Here is a 14,854-nt window from a genome sequence, read left to right as displayed (position 1 = left end):
TGCCTTGTATGAAAAAGCAAAATTTATTCTTCCTCACTATTCTTTTTTTAATTATCTCTGTTTCAGCCAGCGCTCAATCAGCTGGAAAAGCAATGTATTTTGAATTGGGTGGTCCCGGCTTTGCCTCAGTAAATTACGATATGCGTTTTCAAAAAACGCAAGATGGACTTGGTTTTAGAGTGGGTGTCGGAGGATTTTCGATTGATGGAGAAGGTGCACTTTTTATACCCGTGGGATTAAATTACTTAATAGGAAAGGAAACCAAACATTATTTTGAAATTGGCGGTGGCGCAACTTTCGTAAACGCTACTGATTTTTCTATTGGCTCTGACAACACTAACAATAATGCAGTATTCGGTTATACAAGTTTTGGTTACAGGTACCAGCCGGCTGCAAATGGTTTTGTTTTCAGGGCAGCTATGGTGCCTATATTCGGCAAAGGCTTTTTTATACCTTATTACGCGGGCATATCCTTTGGCTATAAGTTTTAATACAACAAGAAAGCCGCTTATTTGTTAGCGGCTTTTCTTTTCCAATACGATATTTAATTAAAATCGTTGTCGTTAAAATCTTCATCACCAAAAGATTTGCTGCCCATATTAAGCATGCTGCCCATTAAATCTTTAAACTCAATTTTTCCTTCTACCACTTTTTTGCTGATGAGCGAAAAAGCTGCCAGGCCGTGTAATACAAACTCCATTAGTAAGGCGAGTTCTTTTTCATTGGCTGCCTTATGATGCTTTTTCACCAGCGCATGTAAGCCATCCACTTTGTACAGCAACTGAATTTTGTCTTCATCTTTTGTATCAAAAAATATATCCAGATGGTTACCGCCATCAAACCAGCGGGTGATGGAGCGGTAAGGATTTTCTTCTACGGAAAGATCTTTGCCTCTTTTCTTTTTTAAGGTATCGGGATTGGGGAAGTACAAAGTGAATTGTGTACGGATAGCTTTTTCCAATAAATTAAATGCTACCTGGTACGGGCCTTCCTGCTCGCCTTCGTATACCAGTTCAATTTTACCCGTGATAGAGGGGATGATACCGATCATATCGCTGATCCACACCTGTGTTTGTTTTTCATTGTTAATGATGGCACGACGTTCCGCAGCGCTTACTGCATTTTCATACGCAGCAATGGTAAGCCTTGCACTTACGCCGCTTTTTTTGTCTACAAACTCACTGCCTCTTGCTTCAAATGCAACCTGCTCTATCAGCCGTTTTACAAGGTCACTTACACTAACTCTCGTTGATTGATCCTCATTAATATTGGCTTCCTGTTCTGTAATAGCAAGAGATGTTTCTATTGATTTGGGATAATGCGTAAGTATCTGGCTTTCTATCCTGTCTTTCAATGGGGTTACAATGCTTCCCCTGTTGGTATAATCTTCTGGGTTAGCGGTAAACACAAACATAACGTCAAGGGGTAAACGCATCTTAAAACCACGTATCTGTAAATCACCTTCTTCCAAAATATTAAACAACGAAACCTGTATTCTTGCCTGCAGGTCCGGTAATTCATTTATAACAAAGATGCTCCTGTTGCTTCGGGGTATTATACCGTAATGCAATACCCTTTCATCTGCAAAACTTAATTTTAAATTAGCCGCTTTAATTGGATCAATATCACCAATAAGGTCGGCAACACTAACATCCGGTGTAGCCAGTTTTTCACCATAGCGCTGGCTGCGGTGCAACCAGTTAACGGGCGTATCATCGCCATAGGTTTCGATTAAATCAACTGCGTAACGGGAGATGGGTTGTAAAGGATCATCGTTGATTTCACTGCCCGCAACCACAGGTATGTATTCATCCAGTAGTTCTGTCATTTGCCTGGCCATTCGTGTTTTTGCCTGTCCGCGTAAACCGAGAAATAAAATGTTGTGGCGGCTTAGCAACGCTCTTTCGGTATCCGGTATTACAGAATCTTCGTATCCTAAAATACCGGGAAAGGCGTTTTCTTTCGCCTTAATTTTTTTAATCAGGTTCTCCCGGATTTCATCTTTAATGCTTCTGGAAACGTAACCGCTTTTTTTAAGTTCGCCGAGTGTTTTTATTTTATTGTTCATATTTTATTTTGCCGTCAGGGTGTTTAGTCATTGGTCCTTGATAGCGTTATTATTTTTAATTAGTTAAGTAATTATCAGGAATACCTGACTAAGAAAAGACGACTTTGCGTCTTACCGGCAAAAGATTTAATAAACCGTTTTTCTTTTGCCGCTCTCAAAATCCTTAAAGATAAAAGCGCCTAGTTTATCCAATGAGGCGAAGAATGCTTTACCATTATTAGTTTCTGTAAATTCCTGTACAAACTTTTGCAGGTAAGGGTCAGATGCTATCATAAATGTCGTGATGGGAATCTTTAATTTTTTGCACTGGGTTGCAAGGCTCATGCATCGGTTTAAAATTTTTCTGTCTACTCCAAAACTGTTTTTATAATATTTGGCACCTACTTTTAAGCAGGTAGGTTTACCATCTGTAATCATAAAAATTTGCTTGTTTGGATTTCTCCTTTTACGCAGCAAATCCATCGACAGTTCAAGCCCTGCGACTGTATTGGTATGATAGGGACCTACCTGTAAATAGGGCAGGTCTTTTACTTCAATGGTCCAGGCATCGTTACCAAACACGACTATGTCCAAGGTATCTTTGGGATATTTTGTTTGAATCAGTTCACTCAATGCCATCGCCACTTTTTTTGCGGGCGTAATTCTATCCTCGCCATATAAAATCATCGAGTGAGAAATATCAATCATTAGTACGGTAGAAGTCTGGCTCTTAAAATCTGTTTCTCTTATTTCCAGGTCATCTTCATGCAACCTGAAACTTTCTGCTCCATGATTAATTTGTGCGTTGCGGATGGATGCCGTAAAATCAATTTGCTCAAGCGTATCGCCAAATTGAAAGGGCCTGGATTCTGGATTGATTTCGTCGCCGCCACCAGGTTTAAAAGTATTGTGATTGCCCTGCTTTGTTTTCTTCAACTTTCCAAAGATTTCTTCCAGGCTTTTTTTACGAATACCCTGTTCTGTTTTTGGTGTTATCTTTATTTCGCCTTTGCCTTTCTTTTCATCAATATAACCTTTGTCTTTCAGGTCTTCATAAAAATCACCCATACCGTAATCATTGTCGGTAAGCTTATATTCATTATCCAGCTCATTCATCCATTGCATGGCTTCACCAACATCACCATTCGTGTAAGTGAGTAACTGCATAAAAATATCGAGCAATTGTTCAAATTTGGTTTTACTATTTTCGTTGGGGTCGTATTTTGAAAAGTTGTATCCTGTCATGATCATAATAATTTAATTAATTCCACAGATCGTACGGCAAAAATTGATGTCAAAGCCAATGGAAATTAAACCGGCCGTAAGGTAAAATTCACATGTACATTAAATATGTTTGGCTGAGGCTGATTCAATAGTATGATTAGCCGCTACTTCACAATTTACGAAACAATCATTTCATGTGGTTGGTTCGTTTGTTAAATAAAAAATCCTTTCACCACTGCTGATGAAAGGATTTTGGAAAAGAAAAAAACTATTTTTTTATGCTATCTGTTTTTTTTACAGGAGCGGTATTATTGTTAATAGTGGCAGGCACTTCTAATTGTTTTGGATTTTTATAAAACTGCTCCATTTGCTGCAGGCCTTTCAGCAGGTTGGCAGCAATAGGCATATCGCCTCTTTCCTGGTCAAACTGGGACAACCTGGTTTCATTCAAACTATTGTAATAAGTCATTTGCTGTTCCAGGTCTTTCCTTAAACTGCGGGTAACTTTTTCCGCAAGGGCGGTATCACCGGCTTTGTAACAGGCATCCAGAAACTGGTATGATACGTAATCGTGTTGCTGATAGCGGGACACCATGCCATAGCTCATGTTCTCTTCCAGCATTCCTGCATCACATTTCTCCAGCATTTTTTTAGCTTCTTCCTTTTTACCGTTTTCGGCTAAGTTGCCTGCAGCTTTGGCATAGGCCAAACGAATGCTGTTGAGGTGGCGGCGGTTTTCTTCATCAAAATAAACCCCTTTAACATTGGCATTGCCAAATACAAATTTGCCCATCATCTTATCGTACACCCAGTTTTCGTTAACCTCTTTGTTCAGCACTGGAACAAGCCTGTAGGTAAGTCCATCCTGGCGTAGGTATTGGCCGAAACCAAGCTCGTTATACTCATTTGTAAAATAAATAGGACGTTTCCATTTGTTTGCCGCAATAATATTCAAGATAGCGGTTTCTCCTTTTTGTAAACCTGATCTTGCCGGTATATCAAACTTTACTTCGTTCACCACACTGTCATTGGCGTTAACTGTACCATTGCTTTTTACCACATTGATATCAACCGGTACGGATACCTTACGGGTTGGGAAAACATTCAATATACTACCGTCTCTGGACTGTTCCACTTTGGAAGGATCATCACTGCCTGCATAATCTTTCATCATGGTATACAAATCCATATACTGATTGGGATCAACGCCTGCTTTTGGAGCATAATAAATATAATCTCGTTTTGCACCTTCAATCTGATCTGCAGTCCAGATCGGGTCAATCGGATCGCTCTGATTTATTTTATACCTCAACTGATTGATATAGGAATCGGTACCCAGTAAACTGCTATTGATAACCCGTACATCACGGCGTATGCCTTCCACTTCCTGTGCATACCACAAGGGGTACGTATCATTGTCTCCAAACGAAACTAAAATAGCATTGGGTGCGCAACTTTCCAGGTAATCAATCGCCAGATCTCTTGCCAATACTTTTTTACCTCTGTCATGATCATCCCATTCCTGGCTGGCCATCAATACCGGCACAGCTAATATACAGATGCCCGCAGCAACATAGTTGGCTACATTGGCACTCATCGCTTTTTGCAGTAATTCCTTTACATATAAAACGCCAATACCTATCCAAATGGCAAACGCATAAAAGGATCCTACGAAGGCATAATCCCTTTCTCTCGGCTGGTTGCCTGGCATATTTAAGTAAATTACAATAGCAAAACCGGTAAAGAAAAAAAGCAGGCCAACTACAAGCCCGTCCCTTTTATTTTTTTGATAATGATAAAATAGACCCAGTAAGCCCAATATCAATGGCAAAGCAAAAAGACTGTTGTTCGCCTTGTTGCGTTTCATACTATCCGGCATAACAGACTGGTTCCCCAAGCGGGCATTGTCCCAGAAAGAAATGCCTGTTTTCCAGTTGCCGTCTCTCACATTACCCATCACCACACCTTGCACGTCATCCTGCTTGCCGGCGAAATTCCACATAAAATAACGCATGTACATCCAGCCAACCTGGTACTGCATAAAGAAGCTGATATTGTCTGCCATGGTGGGTTTACCACTCCATTCGCCGGTCTTCGGATCTTTACCAATGCCTGCAAAGCTGGCGTAGTAATCCGCATGGCCCTGGTCGTTGCTTTGGTCCCACATTCTCGGAAAAACATGCAAGTCTTCATCAGCCCAGGTGGTTTCTATCTTACGGCCATTCTTTACATATTTATCTTTTCCCTTAATATAAGTATCTACGTATTGCTGGTCGGTTGGCTGCGCAGTAAAATCCTGGCCTATCACCAGGGGGAAATCTCCATACTGTTCACGTGCCAGGTAACCAACCAGGTTAACGGGGTTATCAACATTGTACATGTCAATAGCGGTATCTGCGTTGCTGCGTATTAACGTGGTAAAGTAGCTGCTGTACCCCAGCAACATAAAGGTGAAACTCCACAAACCCAGTTTTAAAAAGTTCCAGTTTTTTTTATTGGCCGTGCGCAGGGCGAAATAAATAGCTACCCCAAGCAATACAAAGAAAAAGGCAAAACCACTGAAAAAAGGAAGGCCGAAGTCGTTGACAAATAAAATATCGAAATTGCCGGCACCTTTAATGGTCCATTGTATAACCGCCTTTTGAATGATGCCTGTAATGGCACAACCAATTATAAAGGCAAAGAAAATTCCCCAGTTGGTTGTTTTATATCTTTTAAAGTAATAGATCATTACCATGGCCGGGATGGTAAGCAGGTTTAACAAATGCACACCGATTGAAAGGCCCATCAGGTAAAAAATTAAAATCAACCACCTGTCTGCACCGGTAAAATGCCCGGTGATGCCTCTTTTATTTTCTTCAGTTACAGCAGATTCCCATTTTACCATCGCCCAAAAAACAATGGCAGTAAAAAAGGAGGACAATGCGTAAACTTCACCTTCAACAGCGCTATACCAGAAAGAATCAGAAAAACAGTAAGCCAACGCACCCACTGTGCCAGCGGCTACAATACTGAATAATTGGGCGCTGTTCAATTCTTCTTCCCCTTTTTGTACCAGTTTTTTGGCATAGTGGGTAATCGTCCAGTATAAAAATAAAATGGTAAAGCCGCTTGCAAGGGCACTCATCAGGTTAATACCTGTGGCGGCATGTTTTGGATCGAACGGAGCCATAAACAACCGGCCGATTAAAACAAAAAGCGGCGCTCCGGGTGGATGGGGAATTTGTAATTTATAAGCGCTGGAAGCAAACTCACCACAGTCCCAAAAACTGCCCGTCGCTTCCATGGTCATAATATAAACAGTGCAGGCAATAATACAGATTATCCATCCTGAAATGTTATTAACACGTTTAAAATTCATATAGAAGTTAATTATAAGTGGGCAAATATAAAACTATCAACCCATTGATACACTGGGATAACAATTTTTTATGAATCAATTACAAGTTTTTAATTTATATTTCTGATATAATCAATTATAAGGGGTAACTATTGCCCTACAGGTGGTTTGCAAACCAGCATTTTATTTTAAATCTTTGTAAAAAAATAGAAAATGAAACAATTCGGATTACTGGCATTAACTATCTTGATATTGAGCGCCTGCACGCAAATACATGGCAGTGGTAATATAGTTACAGAAACCAGGAATACAGGCGATTTTACTGGCATTGAAGCCGGCGGTGCTTATGAAGTGGAACTGAAAAACGGTTCGCCTACAGAAGTTAAAGTGGAGGCAGATGACAACCTGATAAAGGATATAGAAACGACAGTTTCCGGACATACATTACATATCCGCACGAGGGACGGAATTAATTTTAATAATGGTCATTATAAAGTTTATATAATTGCTCCTGAAATTACAAATATTCATAGTTCCGGAGCTGCAGACGTAGCAATAAAAAATGTGTTGAAGACCACCGATAAACTACAGCTCGAAGCATCCGGTGCTGCGAATATTAATGGAGAAATAGATGCTCCTGAAGTATCAGCTGAGGCAACAGGAGCATCCACTATTAAAGTAAGCGGAAGAACAAAAGAATATCATTCTGAGGCCTCTGGCAGCGGAACAATTAAGACGGAGGATTTGATGAGTGAGACTACCACTGCAACTGCTTCCGGCGCAGCTTCCATCCATGTGTATGCAAGCATACAGTTAACTGCCGATGCATCTGGTGCTGCCAATATTTATTATAAGGGTGCTGCCAGTGTTTCTCAAAAAACAAGCGGTGCTGCCAACGTAAAAAAAGAGGACTAAGCAATAATTGTATTTCAGTCTGCATTCGTTGTCATCTTGTCACTTTTTGATATTTGGTATTTTCTTTGACAGGTACTTCGAAAATCTTTCATCATGCAAAAAGGAAACATACGGGTACAAACGGAAAATATATTTCCGATTATTAAAAAGTTCTTATATAGCGAACACGATATTTTCATAAGAGAACTGGTAAGTAATGCGGTAGATGCCACCCAAAAAATAAAAACCCTTTCTTCTATCGGTGAAGCGAAAGGAGACTTGGGGGAACTAAAAATTGAGATAAAAATAGATGCCGGGAAAAAGACAGTCACCATTTCTGATAGAGGAATCGGAATGACTGGAGAAGAAGTTGACAAATACCTGAACCAGGTTGCTTTTAGCGGTGCGGAAGAATTTTTGGATAAGTATAAAGGACAGAATGAGAACAATATCATTGGTCATTTTGGGCTGGGTTTTTATTCCTCTTTCATGGTAAGTGAAAAGGTAGAAGTAATTAGTAAATCTTTTAAGGACGACGCGGCTGCTGTAAGATGGGAGTGTGATGGCAGCCCTGAATTTACCCTGGAAGATACGCAAAAGGAAAACAGGGGAACGGACATCGTAATGTACCTGAATGAAGAGAGCCAGGAGTTTTTGGAGCCGCACAGAATTAAAACAGTGCTCGAGAAATTTTGCCGTTTTTTACCGATCCCCATTTTCTTTGAAGATAAACAAATTAATAATCCAACCCCAGCCTGGACAAAGAAGCCTTCCGAGCTAACTACAGAAGATTACCAGAATTTCTATAAAGAATTATATCCGTTTAATGAAGCGCCTTTATTCTGGATTCATTTAAATGTTGATTATCCATTTAACCTTACCGGTATTTTATATTTCCCTAAGATTAAACAATCTTATGAAATACAAAAAGATAAAATACAGTTATACAGCAACCAGGTTTTTGTAACAGATGAAGTGAAAGATATTGTTCCGGAATTTTTGATGTTGCTACAAGGTGTAATTGATTCACCTGATATTCCTTTAAATGTTAGTCGCAGTTACCTGCAGGGCGACCCCAATGTGCGAAAGATAAATGCACACATAACAAAGAAGGTGGCTGATAAGTTAGAAGAGATTTTTAAAAATGACCGGCCGGCATTTGAAGAGAAGTGGGAGAGCCTGGGCTTGTTTGTGAAGTATGGTATGATGACCGACGACAAGTTTTTGGAAAAGGCTAACAGGTTTTTGATACTACAGGATACAGAAGGTAAGTTTTTTACTTTTGACGAATACAAAATAGCCACAGAAACCCTGCAAAAAAATAAAGAAGGTAAGCAGGTTATTTTATACACTACAGATCCGGTGCAACAGGATGCATTTATCCAACAGGCGGTGGCTAAGGGATATAAGGTGGTGAAGATGGAAACTATCATCGACAACGGTTTTGTAAACCAGATGGAGATGAAGTGGGAAAATGTTCAGTTTGTAAGAGTGGACAGCGACATAACAGACAACCTGATAGACAAACAGGAAGGCGGAGAAAGTGTACTGAGTAAAGACGAGGAAGCGACATTGAAAGAACTATTCGGCGTGAAAATTCCCGAGTTAAATGTAACGGTTGAATTGAAAGGATTAAGTGTTGATGCGCCACCCGTAACAGCTACCAGGCCAGAGTTTATGCGCCGTATGAAGGATATGGCAGCAATGCAGGGCGGTATGGGTGCATTCTATGCAAGCATGCCAGACGAAGTAACGCTGACTGTAAATGGTAATCATCCATTGTACAAAAATGTACTTGCTGAAAGTGATAAAGGCAAACAGGAAAAGCTGGTTCATAACCTGGCCGATCTTGCATTGCTTTCCCAGGGGCTATTGAAAGGAAACACACTTACTAACTTCATCAACAGAAGTGTGGAGATGATGGGAAGTAACTAAAGATTCAAATTTTAGTATAGTTGATTAAGACTTCCGGCGTTGTAATAATGCCGGAAGTTTTAGTATAGCAGCTTCCAGGTATTTCATTTCTTTTGTATGAAAAATTTCCTTGAAGCCTTCGTCTAAAAACAATTCTTCATAAAGCGGATTAGCGTATACCACAAAAATTTCCCGCGGATACATGCGGACGCTTTCCATTATATTAAATACCACTGCGCTCATTACCACCACATCAAAAGGATTGAATAAGAACAGGCAATCAGCGGTAGGAGGAATATCATAATTCATTGCATCTGCAGTATGAACTGCAAAATTCATTTCAGGAAATTTTTCTTTCATCTTCTCAAGATTGCGGCGTGCATCTTCACAAAATTTTTCAGAAAAATCAACACCGGTGATATTTGTATATCCGTTGTAAGCAGCCACACACATCGCCCGGCCTTTGCCGCAACCGATGTCTGCAAAATGCATGTTTGGTGTAGCCGGCAGTTGTTTAAATAGTTGCTCCAGCAAGGTATAACTGATAGGCATGTACATGGTTGCATGCGAAGTATCAATTCCTTTTTTAGAAAGATCTTTTAATTCGTCGGCTCCTGTTGTGGAAATGCCATATTTTTTTTCGCCCTTTATTTCCTGCTTTATAATTTTAAGCGCAATGCGAAAGTTCCAGTTAAAACCGACGTAAAAAAAATAGTGCAGGTAAGTGAATAATTTCAATTTTTTTTTATTAGGGGTATATGGTATCAGGAACGGGATACCTGCAGATCTATTATCTTAAGCTGCAAATTTGTTTCGCCGTTCCATTCATTTTCGTCAATCGTAAAAACAAGGTCAAAGGGCTTTTTCGTTTCAAGTATGGAAAATTTATCAGCAAGATTAAAGCCAATGCCAGTAAAGGTTATACCATTTTGTTTTACAACAAAACGCACATGTTGTTCTTTAACAATTTTCGAGTAACCACTATCGGATATATTTTTTGCTACAAATATTGGCCGCATATTTTCCGGCCCAAACGGTTCCATCTGGCAAATGATATTGTATAGCGTTTGATTGATTTCGTTAAAAGAAATAACACTGTCAATTATAATTTCAGGTATCAGTAAATGTGGTGCAATAGTACTGGCTACAACAGCCTCGAATTTTTCAGTGAAGGCTATTACATTTTCAGGCAACAGTGAAAGACCTGCCGCGGCGAAATGGCCACCATATCCTAATAGATGTTCCCTGCAGGCATGCACCGCTTCATACAAATTATAACCAACTACACTTCTGGCACTTCCTGCAACAATATCACCGTTACGTGTAAGTACAATGGTTGGACGGTAATACTTTTCTGTCAGTCTGCTTGCCACAATTCCCACCACTCCTTTATGCCAGTGTTCCTGGTAAACAACGGTTGATTTGCGGTTGATCATTTCCGCTTTGTTATCAATCATTGCAAGTGCCTCGGCTGTTATACTGCTATCGGCCTCCTTTCGGTCGGTATTATCAATATGCAGTAATTTGGCTAACTCCATCGCCCGGTCAACATCTTTTTCAATAAACAATAAAACGGCTTTTTTTGCATCATCCATACGCCCTGCGGCGTTTACTCTGGGCGCAATTACAAAAACAACATTGGTAATGGATAGTTTTTTTTGAATGCCGCCCAAATGGATCAGCGCTTTAATGCCAGCGCAGGGAGAGGAGTTAATTTGCTGCAAGCCAAAATAGGCAAGTATCCTGTTTTCGCCCGTCATTGGTACAATATCGGCCGCAATAGCGGTGGCTACCAGATCAAGATAACAATAATAGTGTTCTTCGTCAATGCCATACCGTTGGGCTAGAGCGGTCACTAATTTAAACCCAACGCCGCAACCACACAATTCTTTGTAGGGGTAATCGCAGTCTTTTTGTTTGGCGTTTAAAATGGCAACAGCCTCAGGTAAGATATCATCAGGTAAATGATGGTCGCATACAATAAAATCTATGCCCAACGTTTTTGCATAAGCTATCAATGCCACAGATTTTATTCCGCAATCCAGCGATATGATAAGAGAGAAATTATTAGCAGCGGCATAATCAATCCCTGCCTTACTGATGCCATAGCCTTCTTTATAACGATCGGGAATATAAAATTCAATCATTTTCCCGTTGTAGATTTTGCAGAGAAACTGGTACATTAGGGCCACAGAGGTTGTGCCATCTACATCATAATCACCAAAGACCATTATTTTCTCATTACTCTGAATGGCCGTAACAATTCTTTCCACAGCCTTGTCCATGTCCTTCATCAGGAACGGATCATGCAGGGCTGTAAGCGATGGACGAAACCACGCTTTGGCTTTTTCAAAACTGTCAATGCCCCTGTTTACAAGGATGCGGCATAAACTGCTGTTTATTTTTAAAGCTGCCTGTAAATCAGCGGTAACAACTTTATCAACTTCCAGTATGTTCCATCTTTTTTCCATCCTAATTGAAAATTATTGCCGTGTGGAATGTCAGAATGTGATCTAATATTTTCTGTCTGTTGTGTAGCGTACCAGTTCCTCCAATGCTTTCCTGACTTCATTATCCTCAAATTCATATAATATGGCGAGTGCTTCATCCCTGTAAGCAGTCATTTTTTCCGCGGCATAATCAATGCCGCCTGAGGCTACTACTGTGTCAATAACCTGCCTGACCTTTTGCGTGTTTTTATTTTCGTTTTTAATGATGTAAATAAGTTCCCTTCTTTTTGGAGCGCTTATTTTATTTAAGGTATAAATGAGTGGCAGCGTTAGTTTTTTTTCTTTTATGTCATTGCCCGTAGGCTTTCCCACATCTTCTTTGCCATAGTCAAAAAGATCATCTTTTATTTGAAATGCGATACCCACTTTTTCCCCGAACAATTTCATTTTGTTACTAATGACTTCGTTTTTACAGGTACTCCATGCGCCAACGGCGCAGGCAGATGACAGCAGGGAGGCAGTTTTATTCCGGATGATTTCAAAATAGATTTCCTCTTTTAAATTTAGATTCCGGGATTTTTCTATCTGAAGTAATTCACCCTCACTCATTTGCTTTACAGCCTGGGATAAAATTTGCAGGTGTTCAAAATCTTTGTTATCGGTTGATAAAAGCAGGCCTTTCGATAAAAGATAATCACCTACCAATACAGCGATTTTGTTTTTCCAGATTGCATTTACAGAAAAAAAGCCTCTTCTTTCAAGAGATTCATCGACTACATCGTCGTGAACCAGTGTTGCTGTATGTAGTAATTCAACTAATGCCGCAGCCCTGTAGGTACTTTCATTAATGGGGCCATGCAGTTTTGCACTTAAAAATACAAACATCGGACGGAGTTGTTTACCCTTGCGCTTGATGATATATTTCATAATCCTGTCAAGAAGCGGAGTTTGACTTTTTACCGATTCGGCGAACTTCTTTTCAAAAGTATTTAGTTCTTCACCTATTATATTTTTTATAAATTCCATTTCTAAAAAGACGGCAATATAGTGCAGGAAAAAACGGGTTCAAAGTAATTTATTTTTTCTGTGCCTTTTAAATTTTATTAAAAAACAATAAGTTTTTACAAGAAGCAGCAGAATAGTACATATTATAATCTTAATTTGCAAATTAAACAGGACAGAATTAGTAGTAAAGGTAAATAATCCTAAAAAAATTTGGTTATTAACTCCCATTATCTAATTTTGTATGTGAAAACTCTTAAATTTTAGAATTTTAATAATCAATAAGTTATGGCAAACAAAAAGTACAAATTAATTCTGGGGTTTCTGGCCCTGATATCAACTACATCTTTTGCCCAAACGGGTTCTGGTTATAGTGTTTTTGATTCTTCAGTGATTCCGGCGAAAAAATTGCCGCAGCAGAATGAATTTATGAACAACACATATAACTTTCCGGCTAAGCCCCGCAATATGGTTGAAGTAGGTGTATCGCTAGGCAACATTGTAGTAATGGGAGATGTTGCTGGCAGAGTACCAAGACTCGGATTTGAAGCACATGTCAGAAAAGCGTTAGGATATATCTTCTCCTTACGGGCACAGTATTTAAACGGATCGCCTAAAGGAATGAACTGGCAGCCTTCATATAACTATGCTAATAACGATGCATTGGTTAGTGCCCCAAATGGTAATCTTCCGGCGGGCAAAGGTTACAAACCAAATGTAGATGCAGTTTTTTACAATTATAAAACACATGTACAGGATTTGGGAATCCAGGGCATCTTTACCCTTAATAATGTTCGTTTTCATAAACAAAAAACTGGGGTTACCATTTATGCAGGTGCTGGGGTTGGCGCAACCTGGTATAACGTAATGGTAAATGCACTTGATGCATCTGGAAACAATTATGCAAGCTTGTATAATAGCATAGCCAATGGCGGTGATATCAGCTACTCTAACAGGAGGAATATTTTGAAACGGTTGAAGGATGGTATGGATAATACCTATGAAACACCTGGTGAATCAGAAGGAAACCGTCGCCCTAAATTGGGAAAGAATACCTTAAGAGCTTCTGGTACTGTACTTGCCGGCGTAGCTTTCAAATTAAGCAACAGGGTTAATCTGGCTCTGGAAGACCGGCATACTTTCGTAAAGTCTGATTTATTGGACGGACAACGCTGGCAAGAGCATCCGGACGGACTTGATGCTGCTTTGACTCCTGATTACGATTCTTATAACTATTTATCTCTTGGCATCAATTTTAATTTGGGCGCGAAGGCTGTTGAGCCGTTGTGGTGGCTGAATCCTTTGGATTATGCTTACAGCGAAATCAACAATCCTAAGCACATGAAGTTGCCTAAACCAATTTTGGATGACACGGATGGTGATGGTGTTACTGACCAACTGGACAGAGAGCCGAATACTCCGGCTGGTTGCCCGGTTGATTCTCATGGTGTAACTAGGGATACAGACGGTGATGGTGTTCCGGATTGTAAGGATAAGCAATTGATCACTCCTACAGAGTGTCAACCAGTAGATGCTGATGGTGTTGGTAAATGCCCTGATCCTGCTTGCTGCACTGCTATGAATGCAAAAATGGATAGCCTGAATGCCTGTGCTTCTGATTACCCAAGCCTTTCTGTTAAAACAGCTACATTAAAAGCCGATACAAAAGCATTGCTTGCAACAGTTGCCAATAAATTGAAAGAAAAACCTAACTGTACAATTACATTGACGGCATATCCTGCAGCCTCTAAAAAGGAACAGTCTCTAGCTGACAAAAAACTGGATGCGGTTAAAAACTACCTGGTTGAAAAATTAGGTATTAGTCCGGACAGGGTTTTGGTTGATAAGGTTATTGGCGGCGGAGATTCCAATACGATTGATATTAAATCAAACTAATTAAAAATAGTTTTTGTCGAAGAGCCCTTCCTGTTGGAGGGGCTCTTTTTGCAAGTACGATAATCATCCGGAAATTGGTTTACCAAA

At 39.9% G+C, this 14,854-nt stretch carries 10 protein-coding genes; 4 read left to right on the top strand and 6 right to left on the bottom strand.

Going from position 1 to position 14,854, the window contains the following annotated elements:
- Window positions 1–8: 8 nt before the first annotated feature.
- The gene (locus QWZ08_RS08620) at window positions 9–491 is read left to right on the top strand and encodes a hypothetical protein (protein ID WP_290336988.1); all 483 of its coding nucleotides are present in this window, start codon (window positions 9–11) and stop codon (window positions 489–491) included.
- 53 nt (window positions 492–544) lie between these two features.
- Here QWZ08_RS08620 and QWZ08_RS08615 read toward each other — a convergent pair whose 3' ends face one another.
- From QWZ08_RS08615 to QWZ08_RS08605, 3 genes are all read right to left on the bottom strand, one after another.
- Entirely contained in the window at window positions 545–2,068 is a 1,524-nt protein-coding gene (locus QWZ08_RS08615) for an AAA family ATPase (RefSeq protein ID WP_290336987.1), read from the bottom strand.
- Between the two features lie 126 nt (window positions 2,069–2,194).
- A complete protein-coding gene (locus QWZ08_RS08610) occupies window positions 2,195–3,292 on the bottom strand; it encodes a vWA domain-containing protein (RefSeq protein WP_290336986.1) in 1,098 nt (365 codons plus the stop codon).
- Window positions 3,293–3,539: 247 nt separating this feature from the next.
- Window positions 3,540–6,632, bottom strand: coding sequence for a glycosyltransferase family 117 protein (locus QWZ08_RS08605; protein WP_290336985.1), 3,093 nt, complete (start codon window positions 6,630–6,632; stop codon window positions 3,540–3,542).
- 192 nt (window positions 6,633–6,824) lie between these two features.
- On the opposite strand from QWZ08_RS08605, the gene QWZ08_RS08600 reads away from it, so the two are divergent.
- Together QWZ08_RS08600 and htpG are read left to right on the top strand one after the other, a co-directional pair.
- Window positions 6,825–7,526, top strand: a complete 702-nt coding sequence (locus tag QWZ08_RS08600; RefSeq protein ID WP_290336984.1) for a head GIN domain-containing protein — start codon at window positions 6,825–6,827, stop codon at window positions 7,524–7,526.
- Window positions 7,527–7,619: 93 nt separating this feature from the next.
- Window positions 7,620–9,440: a molecular chaperone HtpG gene (gene htpG / locus QWZ08_RS08595; protein WP_353960476.1), complete on the top strand. Its 1,821-nt coding sequence runs from the start codon at window positions 7,620–7,622 to the stop codon at window positions 9,438–9,440.
- A 24-nt stretch (window positions 9,441–9,464) separates the two neighbouring features.
- Here htpG and QWZ08_RS08590 read toward each other — a convergent pair whose 3' ends face one another.
- From QWZ08_RS08590 to QWZ08_RS08580, 3 genes are read right to left on the bottom strand one after another with little or no spacing between them, the layout of a single operon-like run.
- Window positions 9,465–10,157: a class I SAM-dependent methyltransferase gene (locus QWZ08_RS08590; RefSeq protein ID WP_290336982.1), complete on the bottom strand. Its 693-nt coding sequence runs from the start codon at window positions 10,155–10,157 to the stop codon at window positions 9,465–9,467.
- A 26-nt stretch (window positions 10,158–10,183) separates the two neighbouring features.
- On the bottom strand, window positions 10,184–11,890 hold the full coding sequence (gene recJ / locus QWZ08_RS08585; RefSeq protein WP_290336980.1) for a single-stranded-DNA-specific exonuclease RecJ: 1,707 nt from the start codon (window positions 11,888–11,890) through the stop codon (window positions 10,184–10,186).
- 42 nt (window positions 11,891–11,932) lie between these two features.
- Window positions 11,933–12,895 carry a polyprenyl synthetase family protein gene (locus QWZ08_RS08580; RefSeq protein ID WP_290336978.1) on the bottom strand — a complete coding sequence of 321 codons (963 nt, stop codon included), beginning with the start codon at window positions 12,893–12,895 and terminating at the stop codon, window positions 11,933–11,935.
- 264 nt (window positions 12,896–13,159) lie between these two features.
- Between QWZ08_RS08580 and QWZ08_RS08575 the strand changes: the two genes are divergently transcribed.
- The gene (locus QWZ08_RS08575; RefSeq protein WP_290336975.1) at window positions 13,160–14,767 is read left to right on the top strand and encodes an OmpA family protein; all 1,608 of its coding nucleotides are present in this window, start codon (window positions 13,160–13,162) and stop codon (window positions 14,765–14,767) included.
- The last annotated feature ends 87 nt before the right edge of the window (window positions 14,768–14,854 follow it).

The sequence above is a fragment of the Ferruginibacter paludis genome (assembly GCF_030409685.1).
Classification (GTDB): Bacteria; Bacteroidota; Bacteroidia; order Chitinophagales; family Chitinophagaceae; genus Ferruginibacter; species Ferruginibacter paludis.
The sequence above is the reverse complement of the archived record's forward strand: the minus strand, read 5'-3'. Positions and strand labels throughout refer to the sequence as shown.

Coding starts and splice junctions, on each gene's coding strand:
- QWZ08_RS08620 (WP_290336988.1), top strand. CDS start 9: ATGAAAAAGCAAAATTTATTCTTCCTCACTATTCTTTTTTTAATTATC.
- QWZ08_RS08615 (WP_290336987.1), bottom strand. CDS start 2,068: ATGAACAATAAAATAAAAACACTCGGCGAACTTAAAAAAAGCGGTTAC.
- QWZ08_RS08610 (WP_290336986.1), bottom strand. CDS start 3,292: ATGACAGGATACAACTTTTCAAAATACGACCCCAACGAAAATAGTAAA.
- QWZ08_RS08605 (WP_290336985.1), bottom strand. CDS start 6,632: ATGAATTTTAAACGTGTTAATAACATTTCAGGATGGATAATCTGTATT.
- QWZ08_RS08600 (WP_290336984.1), top strand. CDS start 6,825: ATGAAACAATTCGGATTACTGGCATTAACTATCTTGATATTGAGCGCC.
- htpG (WP_353960476.1), top strand. CDS start 7,620: ATGCAAAAAGGAAACATACGGGTACAAACGGAAAATATATTTCCGATT.
- recJ (WP_290336980.1), bottom strand. CDS start 11,890: ATGGAAAAAAGATGGAACATACTGGAAGTTGATAAAGTTGTTACCGCT.
- QWZ08_RS08580 (WP_290336978.1), bottom strand. CDS start 12,895: ATGGAATTTATAAAAAATATAATAGGTGAAGAACTAAATACTTTTGAA.
- QWZ08_RS08575 (WP_290336975.1), top strand. CDS start 13,160: ATGGCAAACAAAAAGTACAAATTAATTCTGGGGTTTCTGGCCCTGATA.